The organism is Rhizobium sp. P43 (genome assembly GCF_056730705.1).
The window spans coordinates 1,658,883-1,682,500 of sequence record NZ_CM161539.1 but is presented as its reverse complement, the minus strand read 5'-3'; the positions used below and the strand labels follow the sequence as shown (position 1 = coordinate 1,682,500).

26 protein-coding genes are annotated in these 23,618 nt (G+C 60.7%); 19 read left to right on the top strand and 7 right to left on the bottom strand.

Annotation, left to right across the window (positions count from 1 at the left end; translation table 11 throughout):
* Nucleotides 1-29 precede the first annotated feature (29 nt).
* Nucleotides 30-1,220 carry a cystathionine beta-lyase gene (locus AC1PUL_RS08355; protein ID WP_480467790.1) on the top strand — a complete coding sequence of 397 codons (1,191 nt, stop codon included), beginning with the start codon at nucleotides 30-32 and terminating at the stop codon, nucleotides 1,218-1,220.
* 12 nt (nucleotides 1,221-1,232) lie between these two features.
* On the opposite strand, the gene AC1PUL_RS08350 is transcribed toward AC1PUL_RS08355, so the two are convergent.
* Nucleotides 1,233-2,396 carry an FAD-dependent monooxygenase gene (locus AC1PUL_RS08350; RefSeq protein ID WP_480467789.1) on the bottom strand — a complete coding sequence of 388 codons (1,164 nt, stop codon included), beginning with the start codon at nucleotides 2,394-2,396 and terminating at the stop codon, nucleotides 1,233-1,235.
* 26 nt (nucleotides 2,397-2,422) lie between these two features.
* A complete protein-coding gene (locus AC1PUL_RS08345) occupies nucleotides 2,423-2,668 on the bottom strand; it encodes a zinc-finger domain-containing protein (RefSeq protein WP_006728480.1) in 246 nt (81 codons plus the stop codon).
* Between the two features lie 165 nt (nucleotides 2,669-2,833).
* Here AC1PUL_RS08345 and AC1PUL_RS08340 point away from each other — a divergent pair, with 165 nt between their 5' ends.
* Nucleotides 2,834-3,619 (top strand): alpha/beta fold hydrolase, encoded by a 786-nt coding sequence (locus AC1PUL_RS08340; RefSeq protein ID WP_480468537.1) that lies wholly within the window; start codon nucleotides 2,834-2,836, stop codon nucleotides 3,617-3,619.
* A 3-nt stretch (nucleotides 3,620-3,622) separates the two neighbouring features.
* Here AC1PUL_RS08340 and AC1PUL_RS08335 read toward each other — a convergent pair whose 3' ends face one another.
* Nucleotides 3,623-4,426, bottom strand: a complete 804-nt coding sequence (locus AC1PUL_RS08335) for an enoyl-CoA hydratase-related protein (protein WP_480467788.1) — start codon at nucleotides 4,424-4,426, stop codon at nucleotides 3,623-3,625.
* Nucleotides 4,427-4,497: 71 nt separating this feature from the next.
* Here AC1PUL_RS08335 and cysE point away from each other — a divergent pair, with 71 nt between their 5' ends.
* The 8 genes from cysE (at nucleotide 4,498) to AC1PUL_RS08295 (ending at nucleotide 10,754) form a co-directional block, all read left to right on the top strand.
* Nucleotides 4,498-5,322 (top strand): serine O-acetyltransferase, encoded by an 825-nt coding sequence (gene cysE, locus AC1PUL_RS08330; RefSeq protein WP_480467786.1) that lies wholly within the window; start codon nucleotides 4,498-4,500, stop codon nucleotides 5,320-5,322.
* A gap of 128 nt (nucleotides 5,323-5,450) precedes the next feature.
* A complete protein-coding gene (locus tag AC1PUL_RS08325) occupies nucleotides 5,451-5,654 on the top strand; it encodes a DUF3126 family protein (protein ID WP_166599392.1) in 204 nt (67 codons plus the stop codon).
* 207 nt (nucleotides 5,655-5,861) lie between these two features.
* A complete protein-coding gene (locus AC1PUL_RS08320; protein ID WP_480467785.1) occupies nucleotides 5,862-6,209 on the top strand; it encodes a phasin family protein in 348 nt (115 codons plus the stop codon).
* 242 nt (nucleotides 6,210-6,451) lie between these two features.
* Nucleotides 6,452-6,799 (top strand): ATP-dependent Clp protease adapter ClpS, encoded by a 348-nt coding sequence (gene clpS, locus AC1PUL_RS08315; RefSeq protein ID WP_054151297.1) that lies wholly within the window; start codon nucleotides 6,452-6,454, stop codon nucleotides 6,797-6,799.
* A gap of 9 nt (nucleotides 6,800-6,808) precedes the next feature.
* A complete protein-coding gene (gene clpA / locus AC1PUL_RS08310) occupies nucleotides 6,809-9,289 on the top strand; it encodes an ATP-dependent Clp protease ATP-binding subunit ClpA (RefSeq protein ID WP_480467783.1) in 2,481 nt (826 codons plus the stop codon).
* Nucleotides 9,290-9,361: 72 nt separating this feature from the next.
* Nucleotides 9,362-10,144: an AzlC family ABC transporter permease gene (locus AC1PUL_RS08305; protein ID WP_480467782.1), complete on the top strand. Its 783-nt coding sequence runs from the start codon at nucleotides 9,362-9,364 to the stop codon at nucleotides 10,142-10,144.
* Nucleotides 10,144-10,473: an AzlD domain-containing protein gene (locus AC1PUL_RS08300; protein WP_480467781.1), complete on the top strand. Its 330-nt coding sequence runs from the start codon at nucleotides 10,144-10,146 to the stop codon at nucleotides 10,471-10,473. Before AC1PUL_RS08305 ends, AC1PUL_RS08300 begins: the two co-directional genes overlap by 1 nt.
* A 92-nt stretch (nucleotides 10,474-10,565) precedes the next feature.
* Nucleotides 10,566-10,754 (top strand): hypothetical protein, encoded by a 189-nt coding sequence (locus tag AC1PUL_RS08295; RefSeq protein ID WP_480467779.1) that lies wholly within the window; start codon nucleotides 10,566-10,568, stop codon nucleotides 10,752-10,754.
* Between the two features lie 31 nt (nucleotides 10,755-10,785).
* Here the strand turns inward: AC1PUL_RS08295 and AC1PUL_RS08290 are convergent, their stop codons facing one another.
* The 4 genes from AC1PUL_RS08290 to AC1PUL_RS08275 form a co-directional block, all read right to left on the bottom strand.
* Nucleotides 10,786-11,205 carry an HIT family protein gene (locus tag AC1PUL_RS08290; RefSeq protein ID WP_480467777.1) on the bottom strand — a complete coding sequence of 140 codons (420 nt, stop codon included), beginning with the start codon at nucleotides 11,203-11,205 and terminating at the stop codon, nucleotides 10,786-10,788.
* 71 nt (nucleotides 11,206-11,276) lie between these two features.
* Nucleotides 11,277-12,476 (bottom strand): GNAT family N-acetyltransferase, encoded by a 1,200-nt coding sequence (locus AC1PUL_RS08285; protein WP_480467775.1) that lies wholly within the window; start codon nucleotides 12,474-12,476, stop codon nucleotides 11,277-11,279.
* Nucleotides 12,477-12,486: 10 nt separating this feature from the next.
* Nucleotides 12,487-13,218, bottom strand: coding sequence for a glycerophosphodiester phosphodiesterase (locus tag AC1PUL_RS08280; RefSeq protein ID WP_480467773.1), 732 nt, complete (start codon nucleotides 13,216-13,218; stop codon nucleotides 12,487-12,489).
* Nucleotides 13,215-13,685: a RidA family protein gene (locus tag AC1PUL_RS08275; protein WP_298465203.1), complete on the bottom strand. Its 471-nt coding sequence runs from the start codon at nucleotides 13,683-13,685 to the stop codon at nucleotides 13,215-13,217. Before AC1PUL_RS08275 ends, AC1PUL_RS08280 begins: the two co-directional genes overlap by 4 nt.
* Nucleotides 13,686-13,816: 131 nt before the next feature.
* Here AC1PUL_RS08275 and AC1PUL_RS08270 point away from each other — a divergent pair, with 131 nt between their 5' ends.
* The 9 genes from AC1PUL_RS08270 to bamA all read left to right on the top strand — a co-directional run bounded on the left by AC1PUL_RS08270 (nucleotide 13,817) and on the right by bamA (nucleotide 23,594).
* Nucleotides 13,817-14,632, top strand: coding sequence for a cell envelope integrity EipB family protein (locus AC1PUL_RS08270; RefSeq protein ID WP_480468536.1), 816 nt, complete (start codon nucleotides 13,817-13,819; stop codon nucleotides 14,630-14,632).
* A gap of 190 nt (nucleotides 14,633-14,822) precedes the next feature.
* Entirely contained in the window at nucleotides 14,823-15,590 is a 768-nt protein-coding gene (gene rpsB / locus AC1PUL_RS08265) for a 30S ribosomal protein S2 (RefSeq protein WP_185810271.1), read from the top strand.
* A 256-nt stretch (nucleotides 15,591-15,846) separates the two neighbouring features.
* Complete coding sequence (gene tsf, locus AC1PUL_RS08260) at nucleotides 15,847-16,773, top strand: translation elongation factor Ts (RefSeq protein WP_480467771.1); 927 nt, start codon at nucleotides 15,847-15,849, stop codon at nucleotides 16,771-16,773.
* A 95-nt stretch (nucleotides 16,774-16,868) separates the two neighbouring features.
* A complete protein-coding gene (gene pyrH / locus AC1PUL_RS08255) occupies nucleotides 16,869-17,591 on the top strand; it encodes a UMP kinase (protein WP_298465210.1) in 723 nt (240 codons plus the stop codon).
* Nucleotides 17,592-17,649: 58 nt separating this feature from the next.
* Entirely contained in the window at nucleotides 17,650-18,210 is a 561-nt protein-coding gene (gene frr, locus AC1PUL_RS08250; RefSeq protein ID WP_185810268.1) for a ribosome recycling factor, read from the top strand.
* 49 nt (nucleotides 18,211-18,259) lie between these two features.
* The gene (locus AC1PUL_RS08245) at nucleotides 18,260-19,003 is read left to right on the top strand and encodes an isoprenyl transferase (RefSeq protein ID WP_480467768.1); all 744 of its coding nucleotides are present in this window, start codon (nucleotides 18,260-18,262) and stop codon (nucleotides 19,001-19,003) included.
* Between the two features lie 8 nt (nucleotides 19,004-19,011).
* Nucleotides 19,012-19,845 carry a phosphatidate cytidylyltransferase gene (locus AC1PUL_RS08240; RefSeq protein WP_480467767.1) on the top strand — a complete coding sequence of 278 codons (834 nt, stop codon included), beginning with the start codon at nucleotides 19,012-19,014 and terminating at the stop codon, nucleotides 19,843-19,845.
* Between the two features lie 66 nt (nucleotides 19,846-19,911).
* The gene (gene rseP / locus AC1PUL_RS08235; RefSeq protein WP_480467765.1) at nucleotides 19,912-21,045 is read left to right on the top strand and encodes an RIP metalloprotease RseP; all 1,134 of its coding nucleotides are present in this window, start codon (nucleotides 19,912-19,914) and stop codon (nucleotides 21,043-21,045) included.
* 194 nt (nucleotides 21,046-21,239) lie between these two features.
* On the top strand, nucleotides 21,240-23,594 hold the full coding sequence (gene bamA / locus AC1PUL_RS08230; RefSeq protein ID WP_480467763.1) for an outer membrane protein assembly factor BamA: 2,355 nt from the start codon (nucleotides 21,240-21,242) through the stop codon (nucleotides 23,592-23,594).
* Nucleotides 23,595-23,618: the final 24 nt, after the last annotated feature.

Below are 23,618 nucleotides of genomic sequence, written 5' to 3'. Positions count from 1 at the left end.
CGGGAAGCATGCGTTAGGAACCTGAATCCATGAGCAAATCGAAAGACTGGCTGGCCGACGCCGGCACCAACACGAAGCTGTGCCATATCGGCTATGATCCGACCGACTATCACGGCTTCGTCAATCCGCCGGTCGTGCACGCCTCGACAGTGCTTTTCCCGAATGCACGGGCCATGGAGACGCGCAGCCAGCGATATACCTATGGAACGCGCGGCACCCCGACGACGGATGCTCTCTGCAGCGCCATTGATGAACTGGAAGGTTCTGCCGGCACGATCCTGGTTCCGTCAGGGCTTGCAGCAATTACGGTGCCTTTCCTTGCATTCCTGTCCTCGGGCGATCACGCGCTGATCGTCGATTCCGTCTATTCGCCCTGCCGCCATTTCTGCGACACGATGCTGACCCGCCTCGGTGTCGAGGTCGAATACTACGATCCCGAGATCGGCTCCGAGATCGAACGCCTGATCCGCCCGAACACCAAGCTCGTGCATACCGAGGCACCAGGCTCGAACACGATGGAAATGCAGGATATCAGGGCCATTTCCGATGCGGCCCACAAACATGATTGCGTGGTGACGATCGACAACACCTGGGCCACGCCGCTCTATTTCCGGGCACTGGATTTCGGAGCCGACATCTCGATCCATGCCGCTACCAAATATCCCTCAGGCCATTCTGATATTCTGATGGGCACGGTTTCGGCCAATGCGAAGCACTGGCCAGTTCTGAAAGAGGCCAATATCACGCTTGGGATCTGCGGTTCTCCCGATGACAGCTACCAGATCCTGCGCGGCCTGCGCACCATGGGCATGCGCCTGGACCACCACTACAAGAGCGCGCTTGCCGTCGCGCACTGGCTGGAAGCCCGCAAGGACGTGGCGCGCGTGCTGCATCCGGCGCTGGAAAGCTTCCCGGGCCACGACATCTGGAAGCGTGACTTCAAGGGCGCAAGTGGCGTTTTCTCCTTCGTCCTGCCTGCCGCATCGCCGGACAAGATCAAGCCTAGGGCCCATGCCTTCCTGGATGCTCTCAAGCTGTTTGGTCTCGGCTGGTCTTGGGGCGGCTACGAAAGTCTGGCAGTTCTGGTCAATCTGGAGGATCGCAAGATCCGCAAGGGACCGACCGATGGCGCTGTGATCCGCCTGCAGATCGGACTGGAGAATGTCGAGGATATCTTGGCGGATCTCGAACGGGGCTTCGCGGCCGCTTCAGCCGTCTGACAACGACGTGGGTCAGCCGTCGATCCGGTGGCCATAAAGCCAGTCGAGATCGGCGGCCAGGGCCTCCGGCGACCGAAGAGACAGCACGATGTCGCGACCGAGCCTGACCGGCCCCCGCGCATGATAGGCGAAGCGGTTAAACTCGCCACGCGCTTTTACTTTTGCTGCGCGGGCCTTGCGCTCGGTTGAAAACGCAGCAAGTGCTGAGGGCAGGGGAGCTTTGGCGACATGGTTTGCGAGCGAAAACGCATCCTCGATCGCCATCGCCGCCCCTTGCGCTGAAAACGGCATCATTGCATGGGCCGCATCCCCAATCAGGACGGTGTCGCGTCCATTGTGCCAGTTGCCGTCAGAGGCCTGATAAAGAGGCCAGAAGGTCGGCCGTTCCGCACCCGCAAGAATGATCCGGATATCGCGGTGCCATCCGGAAAATTGCTCTAGCAACATGGCGCGCCGAGCCGCATCGGCATCAATGGCCCAGCTTTCGTCACTCCTCGTGCCGGCGGCAATGGCAACCAGATTGAAGCCGCCGATCTCTCTGAGGGGATAGCAGACAAGATGTGCGCTCGGCCCCAGATAGGCCGTCACGCCTGTCGTCGACAGAAACGCGGGTGCTGCAGCCTGGCTGATCGTGAAGCGCCAGGCGATGTTGCCTGAAAAGCTGACCGTGGGGCTGCCGACGATTGCTTCACGGCTGACGGACCACGCGCCGTCGGCCCCAATGACAAGATCGGGCATGCGTCCGGTAATCGAGGCGAGGGCATCAGCTCCCGTACCTTGGATGCGATGTCCAAGATGCATGCGGCAGAGCGGTTGGTTGAGGACGGCGCGCAGAAGCCCTTGCTGAAGCGACGAGCGATGCAGAACGCCATAGGGGTGACCCCAGCGCTGCCTGGCAAAGTCGCCTGCCGGAACGGATGTCAGCGTTCGAAGATCTCTGCCCGAGACGAGGCTGATCGACTTGGGCTCCAACCAGTGACGCTGAAGCTCGCTCAGCACACCGAGCGCGTCGAGCACGCGGGTTGCGTTCGGCGAAAGTTGCAGGCCGGCGCCCACTTCGCCGAGCTGCGGTGCCTGCTCGATGATGTCGGAGGATATGCCCTTGCGCGCAAGCGACAGGGCAGCAGTCAGGCCCGCCACCCCGGCTCCGACGATGGCGGCGTGCTTGATGGACATGATTTATGCCGATCGTGACGCCGCGGTCACGCCGCCTTGATGTGGAAGACGCAGCCCGGCGGGTTGGTCTGTTCGGCCTTCAGGCTCGGATTGTAGCGGTAGAGCGTCGAGCAGTAGGAGCAGACCTTTTCGTTGTCGTGTCCCATGTCGATGAAGATATGCGGGTGGTCGAACGGCACAGAGGCGCCAGTGCACATGAATTCCTTCACGCCGACCTCGATCACGCGGTGACCGCCGTCGTTCTGGAAATGGGGAATGGTATGGCCGGCCATGATGTGCTCCGAGACTGCTTTGCGACTTGGCGCGGACATTAGCGCCGTCCTTGGCAAAAGTGTAGAGCCGCAGACTGCCAAAAACCACAGAAAATCGGCCTGCGGCAATTGATGTCACGGTCCTGATGGCTATGGTTGCCGACCCGTGCTCACAAGGACTGATCGATAAATCTCGACGCGCCGCCGTTCTCCCGTTTCCGCAATGATGGGCTGGACCTCGCCTATTTCGACGATGGTGACCCGGCCGGAGAACCGATTCTTCTCATCCATGGGTTTGCCTCATCGGCGAGCGTCAACTGGGTCTATCCAGGCTGGCTGCGCACGCTTGGCGATGCCGGTTACCGGGTGATCGCGATCGATAATCGCGGTCATGGCGCAAGTGCCAAGCCGCATGACCCCGAAGCCTATCATCCGACCTCCATGGCAGGCGATGCTGCGGCGCTGCTGACCCATCTCGGCATCGCGGATGCCCATGTGATGGGATACTCCATGGGGGCCCGCATTTCCGCCTTTCTCGCCGTCGAGCACCCCGATCGCGTCCGCTCGCTGGTCTTCGGTGGTCTGGGCATCGGCATGTGCGACGGTGTTGGCGACTGGGATCCGATCGCCGATGCGCTGCTCGCACCTTCGCTTGATGATGTTACCCATGAGCGAGGCCGGATGTTCCGCACCTTTGCCGACCAGACCAAATCGGATCGTCTGGCGCTCGCAGCCTGCATCCGCACGTCTCGCGACCTCGTCAGCCGTCAGGATATCGCCAGGGTCGACATCCCGACCCTGATCGGTGTCGGCACGAAGGACGATATCGCCGGCTCGCCCCATGAACTCGCCGAACTGATGCCGAGAGCCCTGGCGCTCGACATTCCGAACCGCGACCACATGCTGGCCGTCGGCGACAGGGTGTTCAAGAAGGCGGCGCTTGATTTCTATTCCGAGCTGGAAAGCCGCTGACCGTCAGCGCCCGGTAAAGATCGGTCGCCGGCGTTCGGCAAAGGCCGCACGCCCCTCGCGGTAATCTTCACTCTCGAAGGTAAGCGTACCGATGATCTCTGCCTCGCGCAGCAGGTCTTGGTCCGCCTGCTCGACAGCGCGCAGCGCAAGCTTCGAGGCCCGCAGCGACAGGGGCGCATTGGCCGCAATCGTATCCGCCAGGATCTGCGCCCTTTGTTCAAGCTGATCCGCTTCCGTCATCTCCGACAGGAAGCCGCAATTGAGAAGCTCCGGGGCTTTCATCGCGGCTCCGGTGAAGAGGGCGCGTCGTGCCATCTGGCTTCCGAGGCCACGGACGAAATCCTGCACCGCATCGGCTGGGTAGGCGAGGCCGAGCCTTGCGGCCGGCACGGCAAAGACCGCATCCGAGGAGGCGAGCCTGAGATCCGCAGCTGCCGCAAGCCCGAAGCCGCCACCATAGCAGATGCCGCGGATCGCGGCGATTACGGGCAGCGGTGCCTCACGGACGGCGGCGAAGGCGCGGCTGTTCGAGGCCTCGTAGATCCGGGCGGTCTGTGCATCCTTGCGTAATTCGGTAAATTCCGAAATGTCTGCGCCGGCTGAGAAATCGGTTGCGCCGCTGCCGGTTAGCACGATGACGCGGGCGCCGGCATCGGCGTGCAGCCAATGGATCGCCTCCGGGATGGCCCGCCACATCGCCGCGGTGACCGCATTTTTTCGTTGTGGATTGTCGAGCACCAGCAGGCCCGTTCCAGCCTCACAGAAAGCCTTGATAAAGCCTTTGGCAAAGCTGTTCGATTGTTTCATGCGGCCCCCATTTGAGTTCATCAGGTCTTCGACTATATAATGTGTCTCCAAGACGAATGAGGAGACCGGCAATGGTCGCACACAACGACGTCCTCAAGACCGAAACTGTCAAGTCCATGGATCCGATCTGGGACAGCCTGCGGCACGAAGCCCGCGTGGCCGCCGATCGTGACCCCATGCTGGCAGCCTTCTTCCACTCGACGGTGCTGAGCCACCGTTCTCTGGAGGACTGTGTGATCTACCGGATCTGCGAGCGGCTCGATCACTCCGACGTGCCGGCGATCGTCCTGCGTCAGGCATTCGAGGCGATGATGGCGGACTGGCCGGAATGGTCGACGATTCTGCGCGTCGACATTCAGGCGGTCTATGACCGTGATCCCGCCTGCACGCGGTTCCTGGAGCCGGTGCTCTATTTCAAGGGCTTCCACGCCATCCAGACCCACCGTCTGGCGCATTGGCTGTGGAACAACGGCCGCCGGGATTTTGCACTCTACCTCCAGAGCCGCTCGTCGAACATGTTCCAGACGGACATCAATCCGGCGGCACGCATCGGCAAGGGCATCTTCCTTGATCATGCCACGGGTCTCGTCGTCGGCGAGACGGCCCGTATCGGCGACAACGTCTCGATCCTGCACGGTGTTACGCTTGGCGGCACCGGCAAGGAAGGGGCAGACCGCCACCCGAAGATCGGCGATGGCGTGATGATCGGGGCAGGGGCCAAGGTTCTCGGCAACATCGAGGTCGGCAGCTGCTCACGCATCGCCGCCGGTTCCGTCGTCCTGAAGCCGGTTCCCCGATGCACGACGGTCGCCGGCGTGCCTGCGCGCGTCGTGGGTGAGGCTGGCTGTGCCGAGCCGAGCCGATCAATGGACCAGATGATCGTCTCTGACGATTGATTGCACGAAATTGTGAGCGTTGAGGTTTGCGCCCGGCTTCGTTGGGCAAACTTACTTTCGCGTCTTTACAGGCCCGGAATGCCCGTGCGACAAGCGCGCACCCAAGAAACAGTCCACGGAGACGCAGTGTGAAGCCCGAAGAACTGAAGAAACTCGACGCCTATTTCAAGCGCACCTTCAACCCGACGATGAGCGTGAAGGCCCGTCCCCGCAAGGACGATTCCGCCGAAGTCTACGTGGGTGACGAGTTTCTCGGCGTCGTCTTCAAGGACGAGGAAGACGGCGATCTCTCCTACAATTTCTCCATGGCGATCCTCGACGTGGACCTCTGATGCATGCGAGGTCCGGCAGCCTTCTGCGGCGTGCCGGCACTTCGGACCAGGTCAGAAATTATGGGGTCGTGCCTGACGGTGCGGCCCCATTTCCTTATCCGGCTTACAATTGACGATTGTTGTGCGCCGCACAAATTCCCTTGACCATTTTTGTGCGGGTGCTATGTTCGCGCCAACTGATATGCCGAACAGAAGGAGGATGCTCGCATGTTCAACATCGATGACGCCAGCAAGAAGAGCAAGGAAGCCATGGACACCATGCTGAAGAATTATTCCGAAGTGACCAAGGGTTTCCAGGCCATCGCCACCGAGGCCACCGACTACTCCAAGAAGTCGTTCCAGGATCTCGCTTCGTTCATGGAGGCCATGACATCGGTGAAGAGTGTCGAGGCAGCCTTCGAGCTGCAGACGTCCTTCATGAAGTCCTCCTACGAGGGCTTTGTTGCGGAGGCGACGAAGATGGGCGAAATGTATGCCGAACTTGCCAAGATGGCCTACAAGCCCTACGAGGCGACTGTTGCCAAGGCCATGGCGCCGATGTCTGCGGCTGCCTGATCCCAAGCTTGCGCGTAACCTGCAAGACCGGCCGTGCCCCGCACGGCCGGTCTTGTCATTTGTGGCCGCTTGTATAACCTAAATCCTCAATTTTCTCGCTTTTCCGGGCTTCGTGACAAATTGTCGTCACCGGGGTCAGGGGGGCTTAAAATCACCGCATAATGAACTACCTTACTGTGCTGAGTGTTCGTCCGCACCGATGTGTAACGGCAAACCGGCCGGACAACGGAGAATGAACTGAAATGACTGCCAAGCCGGTCTTCATGCAGAGCCAGGGTGACGGGGACAATGCCAATCGCGGCACCTCGGTGATCACCCGCACCAAGCCGAAGACGAAGAAGCCTAACCTGTATCGCGTCCTGCTTCTGAACGACGACTACACCCCGATGGAATTCGTGATCCATATCCTGGAGCGCTTCTTCCAGAAGGACAGGGAAGCCGCTACCCGCATCATGTTGCATGTTCACAATCATGGCGTGGGCGAATGCGGTGTCTTTACCTACGAAGTCGCCGAAACCAAAGTCTCACAGGTGATGGATTTCGCCAGGCAACATGAACATCCGCTTCAATGCGTCATGGAAAAGAAGTGAGGATCAGACGTGCCAACATTTTCACCCAGCCTCGAAAAAGCGCTGCATCAGGCCCTGACCTACGCAAACGAGCGTCACCATGAATATGCGACGCTGGAGCACCTGCTGCTCGCTCTGATCGACGACGCTGATGCCGCCGCCGTGATGGGGGCCTGCAACGTCAACCTCGATGCTCTGCGCAAGACCGTCACCGATTTCGTCGACAACGACCTCGCCAACCTGATCACCGGTTACGACGAGGATTCGAAGCCCACGTCGAGCTTCCAGCGCGTCATCCAGCGTGCGGTCATCCATGTGCAGTCGTCCGGTCGTGAAGAAGTGACCGGTGCCAATGTGCTCGTTGCGATCTTCGCCGAGCGCGAGAGCAATGCCGCCTATTTCCTGCAGGAACAGGAAATGACCCGCTACGACGCGGTCAACTACATCTCGCATGGCATTGGCAAGCGCCCAGGCTCCTCGCAGGTCCGCAGCCCGCGCGGCGCCGACGAGGGTGAACCCGAAGCCAAGCAGGGCGGTCGTGAGCCCGACGAAGCCTCGGCCAAGGGCAAGCATGAGGCTCTCAAGGCCTATTGCGTCAATCTCAACGAAAAGGCGAAGACCGGTCGCATCGACCCGCTGATCGGCCGTCACGACGAGGTCAACCGCACCATCCAGGTGCTGTGCCGCCGCTCCAAGAACAATCCGCTCTATGTTGGCGACCCCGGCGTCGGCAAGACGGCGATCGCCGAAGGTCTCGCCAAGCGCATCGTCGAGGGCAAGGTGCCGGAAGCGCTGGCCGACGCGACGATCTTCTCGCTCGACATGGGCACGCTGCTGGCCGGCACCCGCTATCGTGGCGATTTCGAAGAACGCTTGAAGCAGGTGGTCAAGGAACTCGAGGATTATCCGGGCGCGGTTCTCTTCATTGACGAGATCCACACCGTCATCGGTGCCGGTGCCACCTCGGGCGGCGCGATGGATGCCTCCAACCTTCTGAAGCCGGCTCTGTCCTCGGGGGCGATCCGCTGCATCGGTTCGACCACCTACAAGGAATATCGCCAGTTCTTCGAAAAGGACCGGGCGCTCGTACGCCGTTTCCAGAAGATCGACGTCAACGAGCCGTCGATCGATGATGCGATTGAGATCATGAAGGGCCTGAAGCCCTATTTCGAGGACTATCACAAGCTCCGTTACACCAACGAGGCGATTAAGTCGGCCGTCGAGCTTTCGGCCCGCTACATCTCCGACCGCAAGCTGCCCGACAAGGCGATCGATGTGATCGACGAGACGGGTGCTGCCCAGATGCTGCTGCCGGCCTCGCGCCGCCGCAAGCTGATCACCGAGAAGGAGATCGAAGCCACCATCGCCACCATGGCCCGCATTCCCCCGAAGACGGTGTCCAAGGACGATGAGATGGTGCTTGCCAATCTCGAAAAGGACCTGCGCTCCGTGGTCTATGGCCAGGACAAGGCCATCGAGGCGCTCGCGACATCGATCAAGCTCGCTCGCGCGGGCCTTCGCGAACCCAACAAGCCGATCGGTTGCTATGTCTTCTCCGGTCCGACCGGTGTGGGCAAGACGGAAGTGGCCAAGCAGCTCGCCTCGTCGCTCGGCGTCGAGCTTCTGCGCTTCGATATGTCGGAATACATGGAGCGGCACACGGTCTCGCGTCTCCTTGGTGCACCTCCCGGCTATGTCGGCTTCGACCAGGGCGGTCTCTTGACGGATGGCGTCGATCAGCATCCGCATTCGGTCGTGCTGCTCGATGAAATCGAGAAGGCACATCCGGATATCTACAACATCCTGCTGCAGGTCATGGACCACGGCCAGCTGACGGATCACAACGGTAAGAAGATCGACTTCCGCAACGTCATCCTGATCATGACCACCAATGCGGGCGCATCGGAAATGGCGAAGTCGGCGATCGGCTTCGGCTCCTCCAAGCGCACCGGCGAAGACGAGGAGGCGCTGAACCGCCTGTTCACGCCGGAATTCCGCAACCGTCTCGACGCTACCATCCCGTTTGCGCCGCTGCCGACGGAAGTCATTCATCAGGTCGTGCAGAAGTTCGTCATGCAGCTGGAAGCACAGCTCTCGGAACGCAACGTCACTTTCGACCTGTCGGACACTGCGATCGCCTGGCTGGCGACCAAGGGTTACGACGAGAAGATGGGCGCCCGCCCGCTGTCGCGCGTCATCCAGGAGCACATTAAGAAGCCGCTCGCCAACGAGATCCTCTTCGGCAAGCTGAAGAAGGGTGGCGTCGTCAAGGTCGGCACCAAGTCCGACGAAGCCGGCGCCGAAGTGCTCGATCTCGAGGCGATCGCCGAAGTGGCGCCCGTCAAGCCGAAGCCGGAAGCCGAGGTTGCCTCGGCCAAGCCCGTCAAGGCCAAGCGCAAGCCGGCAGCCAAGGCGACCGCCATTGTCGATGAAGGCGATGTGGCGGTGATCGACGAGGCGCCGAAGCAGCCGAAGCGCTCGGCCGTGCCAAAGGTTCCGAAGAAGAAGTAAGCACAGCACTTGCAAACCATCCGTGCCGGGCGTTAAGCCCGGCACTTTCATTTTGCCGATCCGGAATTGCATATGTCTTCGGCTTCTCCCGAACTTTCTCAAGCGCGGTGGTTTTTCACCGGTATGCGGGGCCTTTTCAGCCTTCCCGCGATCATTCTGATGATTTCGTTCGTCGGCTTCTCGGCCTTTGCGCTCGAATCGGGCGTCAGCCGCGCTGAAGCCATGTTCATGACGGCCACCGTCTGGGCGCTTCCGGCCAAGATGATCCTCATCGGCACCATGACCAGCGGCGCAAACCTGCTGGCGATCTTTCTCGCGGTCTCGCTCTCGTCCATCCGCATGATGCCCATGGTCGCCTCGTTGGTGCCCGAGATGCGCACCGAGCGAACGCCGACCTGGCTGCTGCTCTTCCTGTCGCATTTCGTCGCGATCACTGCCTGGGTTTTTGCGATGGGCAGTTTCAAGACCGTGCCGCGCGAGGCGCGCGTCGCCTATTTCGCCGGTTTTGGAATCACGCTGGTGACAGTGAATACCATTCTCGTCGGTGTTTGTTATGGGCTGGTGGCAAAGTTTCCGCCTGTCGTGGCGGGTCTCCTGTTCTTCCTCACGCCCGTCTATTTCATCGCCTCGATCTGGGCGACGGGCCGCCAATCCGTGGTCAAGGTCGCCTTCATCGTCGGGGCCGTCGCCGGTCCGCTGCTGGCGCTTGTTGTGCCTGGTTTCGACATCCTGATTGCAGGTCTCGGTGGCGGCACACTCGCCTATCTCTTCGACCGCTATGTCATTCGCAAGGACAGGCCGCAGAGGGCTGCGAAGGAACAGGACGCGCAAGCCCAGGCAGAGGAGGTTGTCTGATGCAGGACTACTGGCCGTATATCGTCATCATCATTGCAGGCTGGCTGGCGACCGACATGTGGCGCTGGCTTGGCGTGATTGCCGGCAACCGCCTTCAGGAGGGATCCGAGGCGCTGAACTGGGTGAGGGCGGTTGCGACAGCACTGGTGATGGCCGTTACCGCCAAGCTCGTCGTTTTCCCGACCGGTACGCTCGAGAGCTCGCCGCTCTGGCTCCGGCTTGCCGCAGCAGGTCTTGGCTTTGCGGCTTTCCTGCTGTCTGGCCAGCGGGTCCTTGTCGGGGTCTTGGTCCCGCTTGCGATCCTGGGCGCCGGTCTGCTGTTGCTGTGAGATCGCGTGCAATCACAGGCGCGTGTCTGGACTGGACTTGCCACAATTCGCTTCCCAGATCGGGTCCACCGATCAACAGGAAGGAAAGCGAAATGTCCAAGGTAGTACGCTTCCGCAAGCTGAAACACGGGGATCCGCCCCGTTTCAAGGTCTTGCCCGACGATCTGCGCAAGTCTACCCCCAGAGGCCGTGGATGGCGCGCGACCGGGTCTTTTCCAATCATGGTGCTGACCCTTGTCGGCATCGCAGCCGTTCTGGTGATCGGCGGCTTCGTAGGTTGATCCCGAGAAAGCTGGCCGCCAAGCGCTCCGCTCAGAGCGCCGCCTTGATCTTTTCGGCCTGGGCCTTCAAGAGCTCGACATCCGCCATGCCGCCTGCATGCGGCTTGAGCGGCAGTCCTTCGTGCCGTGGGATGATGTGGAAATGCAGGTGGAAGACGGTTTGCCCGGCCGCCGGCTCGTTGAACTGGGCGATGTAGACACCATCGGCCTCGAACGCCTCCTTTGCGGCATTGGCGAGCTTCTGGACAACCGGCATGAGCTTTGAAAGCACCGCCGGGTCTGCGTCGAGCAAATTGCGCGAACCGGTCTTCGGGATGACCAGGAGATGGCCCGGCGCCTGTGGCATGACGTCCATGAAGGCGAGCGTGTCGTCGTCCTCGTAGAGCTTCACCGACGGAATGGTGCCGGCGAGGATCTTGGCGAAGATGTTGTCGGGATCATAGGCGGTCATGGTCGTCTCCTCGATTGCTGGCGTCACTTAACGGGAAGGACGAGCGATCTTCAAGCCTCTGAGCGAGGCTCTCAACCGTCGATTTCCTCGCCCTCGCGAAGCTGGCGTTCGCCCTTGCGGAACGGCGTATGTTCGCCAAGATATTCGCCCACCTGGGCGACTTCCCGGCGCTCGTGTTCGAGATAGTCGGCAACGGCCCGGCGCAGGCCCGGATGGGTGATGAAATGCGCCGAATGGGTCGTCACCGGCTCATAGCCGCGCGCCAGCTTATGCTCCCCTTGCGCGCCCGCCTCGACGCGGGCGAGGCCTTTATGAAGCGCAAAATCGATCGCCTGGTGGTAGCAGACCTCGAAATGCAGGAACGGGTGGTCCTCGATGCATCCCCAATGGCGGCCGTAAAGCGCATCCGCGCCGATGAAGTTGATGGCGCCGGCGACATAGCGGCCGTTTCGCTTGGCCATCACCAGCAGGATGTCATCGGCCATGCGCTCGCCGACCAGCGAGTAGAACATTCGGGTCAGGTATGGTCGGCCCCATTTGCGGCTGCCGGTATCGATGTAGAAGCGGAAGAATTGGTCCCAGATCTCTTCCGTCAGGTCGCTGCCCGTCAGCCAGTCGATGGAGAGGCCGTTTTCCAGCGCATTCCGCCGTTCCTTGCGCAGGTTCTTCCGCTTGGACGACGAGAGCTCCGCCAGAAACGCTTCGTGATTGGCATAGCCACGATTGATGAAATGAAACTGCTGGTCCGTGCGATGCAGAAATCCAGCTTCCGTTAGGGCAGGGAGCTCACCTTGCGGAAGGAAAGTGACATGCGCTGACGAGGTGCCGAGGTCGCGGGCTACCTGCTGCAGTCCTTGTGCGAGGAGCGCTTGAACGCGAGACACGTCCTCGCCATGTCGGACAAGCAGCCGGGGCCCAGTGGCCGGCGTGAAGGGAATGGAAGCCTGGAGCTTGGGATAGTAGCGCCCGCCGGCCCTGTGGAAGGCATCGGCCCAGCCATGGTCGAAGACATATTCACCCTGGCTGTGGCTCTTCAGATAGGCGGGAACGGCGCCGATGAGGCGCCCTTCCTCTTCGAGCAGCAGATGGTGGCCCATCCAGCCGGTCTCGGCGGTCGCCGAACCCGATTCCTCGACGGACGAGAGAAAGGCATGCGAGGTGAAGGGGTTGTAGCCGGGGGCCGAGCGGGACGCTCCAGTGAGCTCTCCCCATTCGGCCGAAGCGATCTCCGTGAAGGAGCGGACTACGCGGATCGTCACCTCGTCTGCCATGGATCTCCCGTCAGGCGATCGCCGGCGACTGGCGCGGGTCGAAGCCTTCGAATGTCATCTGGTCTGCATATGTATAGGTCTGTGCCCGCATGATTTCATCCCTGACCGTCCAGGTAATCACGGGTGTGCCCTTTTCACGCAGGCCCGTGACGAACGGATTTGGCAGGTGAACGACACAATAGGAGGTGAAATCGAGGCCGAGATCCATGGCTTCCTGGTGCGCTTCCAGCACTTCGGGCTTGACGCCTTCAGCGGTCAAGCCGACCGGCCAGGGGCATTCGGCAACTTTGAGCGCGCGCAGAAGGTGATAGTCGAAGCTCATCAGCGCGGCCTTGCCCTCATAGCCTTCGAGCACTTCCAGGACGGCTTCGACGAAGCCGTCATCCTGCTCCGCGTCGATGCCCTTGAGCTCGATGACAAGCGGTACCTTGCCCTTCACGAGATCCAGCATCTGGCGAAGCGTCGGGATCTTGTCCGCTGTGCCGCCGATCGACAGCATCTTTAACTCGCCGGCCGTGCGCTCACGCACTTCACCTGAAATGCCGCAGAGCCGTTGCAGGTCGTGGTCGTGAAAGACCATCGGCACGCTGTCGGAGGACAGCTGGATATCGCATTCGATCGCAAAACCCGCCTCGATTGCCCGACGGAAGGCCGAAAGCGTGTTTTCCCAGATCTCTTTGTTCATGTCGTGATAGCCGCGATGGGCGACGGGCAGGTCCTTGATCCAGTCGACTTGGCTCACAGGGAAATCTCCAGGATCGCATCGATCTCGACGGCGGCGTTCAGCGGCAGCGAGGCCATGCCGACGGCAGCGCGTGCATGCTTGCCGGCTTCACCCAGCACATTGGCAATCAGGTTGGAGGCGCCGTTGATGACGAGATGCTGTTCGACGAAGCCGGGGGCAGACGCAACGAAACCGTTGAGCTTGACGACCCGGGTAATCCGCGTGAGGTCGCCGGAAAGCGCGGCCTTGGCCTGGGCCAGGATGTTGATCGCGCAGAGTTCGGCGGCCCGCTGTGCCTCGGGGAGAGCGACGTCGCCGCCGACAAGACCGGTCACTGCCACTTTTCCGCCTTCAATCGGCAACTGGCCTGAGAGGAAGAGCAGGTTTCCGCTGATCACATAGGGCACGTAATTGGCGGCGGGGGCTGCGGCTTCCGGCAGGCTGATGCCCAGCGCTGCAAGGCGGCCGTCGATTGTGTCGGACATGGTCGATTCCCGGTCTGTTGATAAAAGTTGAGAAAGTTGTGGCGACGAAAAGCATGTCTCGCTTTTGCCGGATGTGTTCTTATAACATCGCTGACGAGTCCAACAGGAGGGTGTCGATGTTTCCTTTGCGAATGGCGGTCCGCGCGACGATGGCCCTGACGACTGTGGGCGCCATGGGTCATGCGGCATCCGCCGCGACCGTCGGCCTGGTGCCGCATCGCGCCGTCTACGAGGTCGTGCTGAAGGAAGCCTCCGATCGCTCCGGCATCGAGTCCGTGCGTGGTCGCATGGTCTATGAGTTCAGCGGCTCGGCCTGCAAGGGCTTCAACACCCAGTTCCGTTTCGTGACGCGGATCGACGTCGGCGAAGGCGTGCGGGTCACCGACCAGCGCTCGACGACGTTCGAGGATGTTGCTGCCGGCACCTTCCGCTTCGAGAACAAGTCCTTCACCGACGATCAGCTCGACAAGGATGTCAGCGGCGCCGCTTCTGAGGCCGATGGCAAGGTCAAGATCGAACTGACAGGTCCGGACAAGCGCGCGGTGGAACTCGCTGAAAGCCGTTTTCCGGCTGAGCATATGCTGGAAGTCATTGCCCGTGCCCGTAAGGGCGAACGGGTTTTTGAATCGCGGATCTTCGACGGCTCCGAAGATGGCGACCAGACCTTCCTGACGACAACCATCGTGGGCGGCCCGCAGAAATCCAACGCGGCAGAACCGGAAGCTCAGGCTCTGGCGTTGCTCGGAACGCAGGATTACTGGCCGGTTTCGATTGCTTACTTCGATGAGAAGACCAAGGGCGATCAGGAGCCGATCTACAGCCAGTCCTTCAAGCTCTATGAAAACGGCGTCACCCGCGACCTGACGCTCGACTATGGTGATTTCGTTCTGGCCGGCAAGCTGACCAAGCTGGAAGTGCTTGGCAAGCCGGACGTCGGCTGCCCGTAAACCGGGACGAATGCTGGAAAATTCGGCGTTTGCGCCCTTGATTTTTGTTCGACGCCCCTGTATGGCCGGCGTCATTCCACACGCGAGGCTTGGGATCGACAGGGAGAAATCCTGCCGCTTCCGCCCGGTGGCAGGCCGCAAGGCCTGCTGTTTGTCTCGCGGGGGTTCAACCGGAAAAGGAGAAAAAGGCATGGCATTGCCTGATTTTAGCATGCGTCAGCTTCTGGAAGCTGGCGTTCACTTCGGTCACCAGACGCACCGCTGGAACCCGAAGATGAAGCCGTACATCTTCGGCGATCGTAACAACATCCACATCATCGACCTGGCTCAGACCGTTCCGATGCTGTCGCGCGCTCTGCAGGTCGTGTCCGACACCGTTGCTCGTGGCGGCCGCGTCCTGTTCGTCGGCACCAAGCGTCAGGCTTCGGAAATCATCGCTGACAGCGCCAAGCGTTCGGCCCAGTACTACGTCAACTCCCGCTGGCTCGGCGGCATGATGACCAACTGGAAGACCATCTCGAACTCGATCGCCCGTCTGCGCAAGCTCGACGAGATCCTGGCTTCGGAAGCTTCCGGCTACTCCAAGAAGGAGCGCCTGAACCTCGAGCGCGAACGCGAGAAGCTTGAAAAGGCTCTCGGCGGTATCCGCGACATGGGCGGCACCCCGGACCTGATGTTCATCATCGACACCAACAAGGAAAAGATCGCGATCGACGAAGCCAAGCGCCTCGGCATCCCGGTTGTTGCAGTCATCGACTCGAACTGCGATCCGGACCTGATCGACTATCCGATCCCGGGCAACGACGACGCCTCGCGCGCCATCGCTCTCTACTGCGACCTGATCTCGCGCGCTGCCATCGACGGCATCGCTCGCCAGCAGGGCGCTTCGGGTCGTGACATCGGCGCTTCCGCTGAAGCCCCGATCGAGCCGGCTCTCGAGACCGAAGCCGACGCGTAATCGCGTTCGCGGCGGGTTCCCGCCGCACTTTCCCGTCAAGGGAATGGCCGCCTGTGCGCTCTGTTGAGCAGCGGGCGGCCTCCGTTCTTCCGGATGCCTCCTCTTTAGGCGGGACGGCGTCGAAGACGGCCGATTGTTTCCGTGGTGACCCGCTTCATCACGTTGTCACACATCCGGGTACATTTCGTCCCAACACAGCGGCCATCCGTCGCCTTGAGGTTACGGATCGACCGCCTGAACAGACAAGAGGCACACAATGGCTGAAATCACTGCAGCACTGGTAAAGGAACTGCGCGAAAAGTCCGGCGCAGGCATGATGGATTGCAAGAAGGCTCTGACCGAAAACAACGGTGACATCGAAGCCGCCATCGACTGGCTGCGCGCCAAGGGTATCGCCAAGGCCGACAAGAAGTCCGGCCGTACGGCTGCTGAAGGCCTGATCGGCATCAACGGCGCCGGCACCTCGGCTGTGGTCGTCGAAGTCAACTCCGAAACCGACTTCGTTGCCCGCAACGACGCCTTCCAGGACCTCGTCCGTGGCGTGGCTTCGGTTGCCATCGGCACCGACGGTTCCGTCGAGGCGATCGGCGCTGCCACCTATCCGGCCAGCGGCAAGACCGTCACCGACACCATCAAGGACGCAATCGCCCATATCGGCGAGAACATGACGCTGCGCCGCGCCGTCAAGCTCTCGGTCGAAGATGGCGTTGTCGCCACCTACATCCACAACGCCGTTGCTGACGGCCTCGGCAAGCTCGGCGTTCTCGTCGCCCTGAAGTCGACCGGTAACAAGGACGTTCTGTCCGCCATCGGCCGCCAGGTCGCCATGCACATCGCCGCGACCAACCCGCTCGCCATCCGTGCGGAAGAAGTCGACGCCGCCGTTGCAGAGCGCGAGCGCAACGTCTTCATCGAGCAGTCCCGCGCTTCGGGCAAGCCGGACGCCATCATCGAAAAGATGGTTGAAGGTCGCATGCGCAAGTTCTTCGAGGAAGTCGCCCTTCTCTCGCAGGCTTTCGTCATCAATCCGGACCAGACCGTCGGCGACGCCATCAAGGCAGCCGAAAAGGAAGCCGGCGCTCCGATCGAAGTTACCGGCATGGCTCGCCTGCTGCTCGGCGAAGGCATCGAGAAGGAAGAATCCGACTTCGCTGCCGAAGTCGCAGCTGCCGCCAAGGGCTGATTTCAGTTACCCTTCTTCGAGGGAAAACATCGGGCATCGCGTGACAACGCGATGCCCTTCGTGTATCCGGCACAGAATTGATCTCGGGAGCATTCATGTCAGCCAAGCCATTGTTCAAACGTGTCCTCCTCAAGGCTTCCGGCGAAGCCCTCATGGGTAGCCAGGGATTCGGGATCGATGTGGCAGTGGCCGACAGGATCGCCGGTGACATCGCCGAGGCCCGTCGCATGGGCGTCGAGGTCGGTGTCGTGGTCGGCGGCGGCAACATCTTCCGCGGCGTGGCCGTGGCCTCCAAGGGCGGCGATCGCGTGACCGGCGACCACATGGGTATGCTGGCAACCGTCATCAACGCGCTGGCTCTCGCCACATCGCTGCGCAAGCTCGACATCGACACGGTTGTGCTGTCGGCGATCGCCATGCCGGAAATCTGCGAGAGCTTTTCGCAGCGCGCGGCGCTTCATCATCTGGCGCAGGGCAGGGTGGTGATTTTTGCCGGCGGTACAGGCAACCCGTTCTTCACCACCGATTCTGCCGCCGCGCTGCGAGCTGCCGAAATCGGTGCCGAAGCCATCTTCAAGGGCACGCAGGTCGATGGCATCTATTCCGCCGATCCGAAGAAGGATCCGACTGCGACCCGCTTTGACAGCCTGACCCATGACGAAGTCCTGCAGAAGGGACTGGCCGTGATGGATGTCGCCGCGGTCGCACTTGCCCGCGAAAACCGAATTCCGATCATCGTCTTCTCGATCCATGAGAAGGGTGGTTTCGGCGAAATCCTGTCCGGCGCCGGCCGCATGACGATCGTCACCGACAATTGATCACACGCAAGCGCGGGCAATTCGTCCCGCCGAATGACAGAGCAATGGGAGAACCATGATGACCGCAGGGGTTGATCTCAACGACATCAAGCGCCGCATGGATGGCGCGATCAACGCGTTCAAGAACGACATCGCATCGCTGCGCACGGGTCGTGCGTCGGCCAACGTCCTCGATCCGGTGGTGGTCGAAGCCTATGGTTCGCGCGTTCCGCTGAACCAGGTCGCCAACGTGACCGTTCCGGAGCCGCGCATGCTAGGCGTCTCGATCTGGGACAAGTCGATGGTCAACGCCGTCGATCGCGCCATCCGCGAAGCCAATCTCGGCTTAAACCCGATCGTCGACGGCCAGAACCTGCGCATCCCGCTGCCCGAGCTCAACGAAGAGCGCCGCAAGTCGCTGGTCAAGGTGGCACATGACTATGCCGAGAAGGCCAAGGTCGCGATCCGCCACGTTCGCCGTGACGGCATGGACAGCCTGAAGAAGGCCGAAAAGGACGGTTCCATCAGCCAGGATGACAGCCGTTCTCTGTCCGACAAGGTCCAGAAGATGACCGACGAGACGATTGTCGACGTCGACCGCTTGCTCGCGGACAAGGAAAAGGAAATCATGCAGGTTTAAGGCAGAGTCGCCTGACGCCGCATTTTCCATCTCGCCTGGATCCTCGCCAATGTCGACAGTTCAACATCGCATCGTTCCACAGCATGTTGCGATCATCATGGATGGCAATGGCCGCTGGGCAAACGCCCGTGGCCTGCCGCGCACATTCGGCCATCGCAAGGGGGTCGAAACGGTGCGCGAGACCGTGAAGGCGGCCGGTGAGGCGGGCGTCAAATTTTTGACGCTGTTTGCCTTCTCCTCTGAGAACTGGCGCAGGCCCGAGGCTGAGGTCAACGAGCTGTTCGGCTTGCTGAAGGCCTTCATCCGCCGTGACCTCGCCGATCTGCATCAGGCCGGTGTGCGCATTCGCATTATCGGCGACCGCGTCAATCTGCGCGATGATATCCGCTCCCTGCTCCTCGAAGCCGAAGAGACGACCGCGAACAATGACGGCATGACCCTGGTGATTGCCTTCAATTACGGATCGCGCGACGAGATCGCCCGCGCGGCCGCGCGGCTGGCAGTCGAAGTCCAATCAGGCAGGCTTGATCCGGCTGAGATCAATGCGCAAAAAATCAGCGAATGCCTCGACACTGCGGGTATCCCGGACCCCGATCTGGTTATCCGCACCAGTGGAGAAGAGCGCCTTTCGAATTTTCTTCTCTGGCAGGCGGCCTATGCCGAATTGATGTTCGTGCCGGATTTCTGGCCTGACTTCACGCCGGCACTGTTTGATTCCGTGCTGGAACGATACGCAGCGCGCGACCGTCGCTTTGGCGGTCTGTCGGCCAAAGCCCTGGCCGTTGGCTCATGACGCTCACAATGTCGCGAGAACTCCAGCTCCGAATTGCATCTGCCATCGTGATGATCCTGGTGGTGCTGGCCGCGACATGGTTCGGGGGACTTTGGTTCCGTCTGGTCGCAGTCGCCATCGGTTTGCTCGTCTATTATGAATGGGCGAAGATGACCCATCTTGCCGAGCGGAGCCTGCGGGCTGATGCCTTCGGCTGGTTTGCGATGGCGTTGATCAGCCTGAACATGTTGTTTGGTTACGCCGATCTCACAGTTCCGCTGTTTGCCGGTCTGGTGATCACGGCATCGATACCCGCATTGTTGCGCCGTGTCAGTTGGTGGCAGCCAGGCGGCCTGTTTTATGCGGGGCTGAGCGCCATTTCGCTGTCTGCCATTCGGGGCGAAGATTCGCTCGGCTTCATCGCGATGCTCTTTGTCTTCATCGTTGTCTGGTCGACCGACATCCTCGCCTATTTTGTCGGACGTGCGATCGGTGGGCCCAAGCTTGCCCCAAGGATCTCCCCCGGAAAGACCTGGTCCGGTGCGATTGGCGGTACAATTGCCGGTGTGGTTGGCGGTCTGATGGTCGCCATGGCGCATTTCCAGGATGTCGGGCTCTGGGTCGCGTTCGTCGCCTTCGCCCTCTCTGTATCCAGTCAGATCGGAGATCTCTTTGAATCCTTCATCAAGCGCCGTTTCGGCGTGAAGGATTCCAGCCGGCTCATTCCCGGCCATGGCGGTGTCATGGACCGTGTGGACGGCCTTGTATTTGCCTGTTTTGCCGCGTTCTTCTTGGCGGTCGGCAGTTCTGCCGGTGGTACCACCGTGGCGGTGTCGATGGGGGCTATTCTCTTCGGGCTTTGAGGTGAGGCTCTCGCCGTTGACGCGACGACATCAATCTTCGCTGCGGCGAGATCAGGAAACGGACAGATGGAACACATCAGCGCAGTCTTCAACTTCCTCTTCGGGTACATTCTCCCCTATATCCTGATCTTGTCTCTGCTCGTTTTCGTCCACGAGATGGGCCACTATCTGGCGGGGCGCTGGTCGGGCATCCGAATCATGGCCTTCTCCGTCGGTTTCGGACCCGAAATTCTGGGCTTTACGGACAAGCACGGGACCCGTTGGAAGCTTTCGGCCATCCCGCTCGGCGGCTACGTGCGCTTTTTTGGCGATGCTGACGTTGCGAGCCGTCCTGATGGTTCCATGGCAGAAGAGCTTACCGAGGAAGAGCTGGCGCAAACGTTGAACGGGGCCAAGCTGTGGAAACGTTCCGTAACGGTTGCTGCCGGACCGCTTGCAAATTTTCTTCTCGCAATTGTGATCTTTGCCGGCATGTTTGCCACCATGGGCAAGCCAATCTCCGATCCTGTCGTCGCAGACATCAAGCCCGGAAGTGCTGCGGAAGCAGCTGGCATCCAGCGCGGCGATGTTCTTCTGACCCTGGATGGTCGCACGATCGAGACCTTTGACGATGTTGTGCGCTACATCACCATGCGTCCGGAGATTCCCGTAGAGGTGACGGTCCGCCGTGATGGTCAGGAAATCCCCTTTGCGCTCACCCCGAAACGCGCCGTCGTCGCCGATCGTTTTGGCAATGAGATGGAAGTAGGCCAGATCGGTATCATCACCGACCAGCAGGCCGGCAATTTCCGGATCGTGCCGCTATCGCCGCTCGAGGCCGTCTGGGAAGGCGTGCGCCAGACCGGACACATCGTCACAGGCACATTCGACTATATCGGCAACATGATTGCAGGGCGCATGAATGCCGATCAGTTGGGCGGACCGGTTCGCGTCGTCCAGGCGTCAGGGGAGATGGCGACACTTGGCGTTATCGCTCTGTTAAATCTGGCCGCGGTTCTTTCCGTTTCTCTGGGGCTTTTGAATTTGTTCCCAGTTCCGGTGCTTGACGGCGGCCATCTCGTTCTCTACGCGATTGAGGCAGTGCGGGGGAGGCCGATGGGGCAGGGTGCCCAGGAGATCGCTTTCCGCATTGGCATGGCGATGATCCTGTCTCTCATGGTCTTTGCCACCTGGAACGATATCAGCCGGTTGATTGGCTAACGCGGGGGCTTGCAAGTCGCGAAACCATTTGTTTACGCTGTTTCAAATTGATAGTGGCGATTGGGTCACGCGTTGAAACGAAGTAAATAGAAATTAACGCGCGCACTTGCTTGTAGGGTAAAACCCGTTAAAACCACACACGGGCCGGAGTCGGGTGCCGACTGCGGGGCAATGGAAGAAGGTAAAGTATACACATGAAGGCTGGTTCAAAGTTTTTGAACGCAGTATCGGCGGTCGCGCTGTCTGCTGGTGTCGTGTCTTCGGGCGCAGGTCTTGCCGTTCTCGCATCGGCAATTGCTGCCGAAGCCGCAGTGGTTCAGCGTATCGACGTACGCGGAGCACAGCGTGTGGGCCCGGAAGCTGTGCGTTCCAACCTGTCGATCCAGCCGGGTCGGACTTTCTCCAATGCCGACATTGATGAATCGGTGAAGCGCCTCTACGCGACGGGCTTCTTCTCTGATGTCCGTATCGCCGTATCCGGTGGTTCGCTGGTCGTTACCGTTGTCGAAAACCAGCTGATCAATCAGGTTGTTTTCAACGGCAACCGCAAGATCAAGGACGACAAGCTTCAGGGCATCGTGCAGACCCGCTCGCAGGGTCCCTACAGCGACAGCCTGATCAGCGCCGACATCCAGCGCATCCGCGAAGCCTATGCCGCGATCGGCCGTTCCGACGTCGAGGTTACGACGCAGGTTGTCCCGGTGGCTGAAGGCCGCGTGAACCTTGCTTTTGTGATCAACGAAGGTGAGCGTACCAAGATCAGCTCGATCAACTTCGTTGGCAACAACGCCTATTCCGATGGCCGCCTTGCCGCTGTGTTGCAGACAAAGGAATCGGGCATTCTGTCCTTCCTGACCCGCAAGGATGTCTACAACGAGGACAAGCTGCGCGCTGACGAAGAAGCGCTGCGCCAGTTCTATTACAATCACGGCTATGCCGACTTCCGCGTGATCTCGTCTGAGGCAATCCTCAACGAGGCCGGGAACGAATACACGGTCAACATCACTGTCGACGAAGGTCAGCGCTATCGCTTCGGCTCGGTTTCCGTTGAGTCGACTGTCGATGGCATCGATGGCGCCGAGCTCCAGGGTCTCCTGGAGACGCGCGAAGGCCAGATTTACAGCGCCCGCGACATCCAGAAGTCTATGGAAGCGATCTCCCGTCGCGTATCGTCGGCTGGTTACCCGTTTGCCCGCGTTGTTCCGCGTGGCGACCGTAACTTCGAGACCAACACCATCGGTGTGACCTATCTGGTTGACCAGGGCGAGCGCGCTTATGTCGAGCGCATCGAGGTGCGTGGCAACACCCGTACCCGCGACTACGTCATTCGTCGCGAATTCGACATCTCGGAAGGCGACGCCTTCAATCAGGAGACGATTTCGCGCGCCAAGCGTCGTCTGGAAGCGCTCGGCTTCTTCTCGACGGTCAACATCTCGACGCAGCCTGGCAGCTCTCCGGATCGTGTCGTCGTCATTGTTGACGTGCAGGATCAGCCGACCGGCTCCTTCGGCATCGGCGCAGGTTACTCCGTCGGTGACGGCGGCGTGGTTCTCGAGGCGTCCGTTGAGGAGAAGAACTTCCTCGGTCGCGGCCAGTTCATTCGCGTTGCCGCTGGTGGTGGCTTCGATGAAACCCAGACCTACAACTTCTCCTTCACCGAGCCCTATTTCCTCGGTTATCGCCTCGCTGCAGGCTTTGACGTCTTCAAGAGCTCGACCAGCGCCAACTCGTTCTACGACTATGAAGAGCAAGGTGCTACCGTTCGCGTAACCGCGCCGATCACGGAAGATCTGGCGACGACGCTTCGGTATACCTACAAGGAGCTCGACTACATCAATGACGGCGCCTTTGGTCCGAACGGTGTAGCCGGTGGTGGCGACGACCGTGTTGCGGCACCCTATATCGACGCGATCCGAGGCAGCACCTGGAAGCAGTCCATTCTTGGTCATTCCTTGGTCTACAACACCGTGGACGACCCTCAGAGCCCGCATGAAGGGATCTATGCGAGCTTCACGCACGAATATGCTGGCCTGGGTGGCGATTCCGAATACTATAAGGCTTTTGTTCGCGCTCGCGTCTTCTACACGCTGTCGGATGAGTTTGACATCGTCGGCTCTCTCGCTGGCTCTGCCGGCCATGTCGTCGCCCTCGGTGACAATCTCAATGTCTTCGATCAGTTCAAGATCGGCGGCAAGGAGCTCCGTGGCTTCGACACCAGCGGCATCGGCCCGCGTCTGAACGGCGACGCGCTCGGCGGTACGACATACTTCACGGCTTCGGCTGAAGCGACCTTCCCGCTTCCGGCCATCCCGCAGGATCTGGGCTTCCGCGGTGCGGTGTTTGCAGATGCCGGTACATTGTACGGCAGCGATCTGCGCAACCAGGCAGGTGCGCTGGGCACAGACATGTCTCTGCGTGCATCGGTCGGTGCTGGTGTGATCTGGAATTCGCCCTTCGGTGCGCTTCGTGTCGACTACGCTGTTCCGGTCGCGAAGGAAGACTTCGACGACACCCAGGAATTCCGTTTCAGCATGGCGAACCAGTTCTAAGGCTGGCCGTCCAGAACTGCTGAC

What these genes read in the sequence shown, in the direction of transcription:
- AC1PUL_RS08355 (WP_480467790.1), top strand. Translation starts at nt 30, where the DNA reads ATGAGCAAATCGAAAGACTGGCTGGCCGACGCCGGCACCAACACGAAG.
- AC1PUL_RS08350 (WP_480467789.1), bottom strand. Translation starts at nt 2,396, where the DNA reads ATGTCCATCAAGCACGCCGCCATCGTCGGAGCCGGGGTGGCGGGCCTG.
- AC1PUL_RS08345 (WP_006728480.1), bottom strand. Translation starts at nt 2,668, where the DNA reads ATGGCCGGCCATACCATTCCCCATTTCCAGAACGACGGCGGTCACCGC.
- AC1PUL_RS08335 (WP_480467788.1), bottom strand. Translation starts at nt 4,426, where the DNA reads ATGAAACAATCGAACAGCTTTGCCAAAGGCTTTATCAAGGCTTTCTGT.
- cysE (WP_480467786.1), top strand. Translation starts at nt 4,498, where the DNA reads ATGGTCGCACACAACGACGTCCTCAAGACCGAAACTGTCAAGTCCATG.
- AC1PUL_RS08320 (WP_480467785.1), top strand. Translation starts at nt 5,862, where the DNA reads ATGTTCAACATCGATGACGCCAGCAAGAAGAGCAAGGAAGCCATGGAC.
- clpS (WP_054151297.1), top strand. Translation starts at nt 6,452, where the DNA reads ATGACTGCCAAGCCGGTCTTCATGCAGAGCCAGGGTGACGGGGACAAT.
- AC1PUL_RS08305 (WP_480467782.1), top strand. Translation starts at nt 9,362, where the DNA reads ATGTCTTCGGCTTCTCCCGAACTTTCTCAAGCGCGGTGGTTTTTCACC.
- AC1PUL_RS08300 (WP_480467781.1), top strand. Translation starts at nt 10,144, where the DNA reads ATGCAGGACTACTGGCCGTATATCGTCATCATCATTGCAGGCTGGCTG.
- AC1PUL_RS08295 (WP_480467779.1), top strand. Translation starts at nt 10,566, where the DNA reads ATGTCCAAGGTAGTACGCTTCCGCAAGCTGAAACACGGGGATCCGCCC.
- AC1PUL_RS08290 (WP_480467777.1), bottom strand. Translation starts at nt 11,205, where the DNA reads ATGACCGCCTATGATCCCGACAACATCTTCGCCAAGATCCTCGCCGGC.
- AC1PUL_RS08285 (WP_480467775.1), bottom strand. Translation starts at nt 12,476, where the DNA reads ATGGCAGACGAGGTGACGATCCGCGTAGTCCGCTCCTTCACGGAGATC.
- AC1PUL_RS08275 (WP_298465203.1), bottom strand. Translation starts at nt 13,685, where the DNA reads ATGTCCGACACAATCGACGGCCGCCTTGCAGCGCTGGGCATCAGCCTG.
- AC1PUL_RS08270 (WP_480468536.1), top strand. Translation starts at nt 13,817, where the DNA reads ATGGCGGTCCGCGCGACGATGGCCCTGACGACTGTGGGCGCCATGGGT.
- rpsB (WP_185810271.1), top strand. Translation starts at nt 14,823, where the DNA reads ATGGCATTGCCTGATTTTAGCATGCGTCAGCTTCTGGAAGCTGGCGTT.
- tsf (WP_480467771.1), top strand. Translation starts at nt 15,847, where the DNA reads ATGGCTGAAATCACTGCAGCACTGGTAAAGGAACTGCGCGAAAAGTCC.
- pyrH (WP_298465210.1), top strand. Translation starts at nt 16,869, where the DNA reads ATGTCAGCCAAGCCATTGTTCAAACGTGTCCTCCTCAAGGCTTCCGGC.
- frr (WP_185810268.1), top strand. Translation starts at nt 17,650, where the DNA reads ATGACCGCAGGGGTTGATCTCAACGACATCAAGCGCCGCATGGATGGC.
- AC1PUL_RS08245 (WP_480467768.1), top strand. Translation starts at nt 18,260, where the DNA reads ATGTCGACAGTTCAACATCGCATCGTTCCACAGCATGTTGCGATCATC.
- AC1PUL_RS08240 (WP_480467767.1), top strand. Translation starts at nt 19,012, where the DNA reads ATGTCGCGAGAACTCCAGCTCCGAATTGCATCTGCCATCGTGATGATC.
- rseP (WP_480467765.1), top strand. Translation starts at nt 19,912, where the DNA reads ATGGAACACATCAGCGCAGTCTTCAACTTCCTCTTCGGGTACATTCTC.
- bamA (WP_480467763.1), top strand. Translation starts at nt 21,240, where the DNA reads ATGAAGGCTGGTTCAAAGTTTTTGAACGCAGTATCGGCGGTCGCGCTG.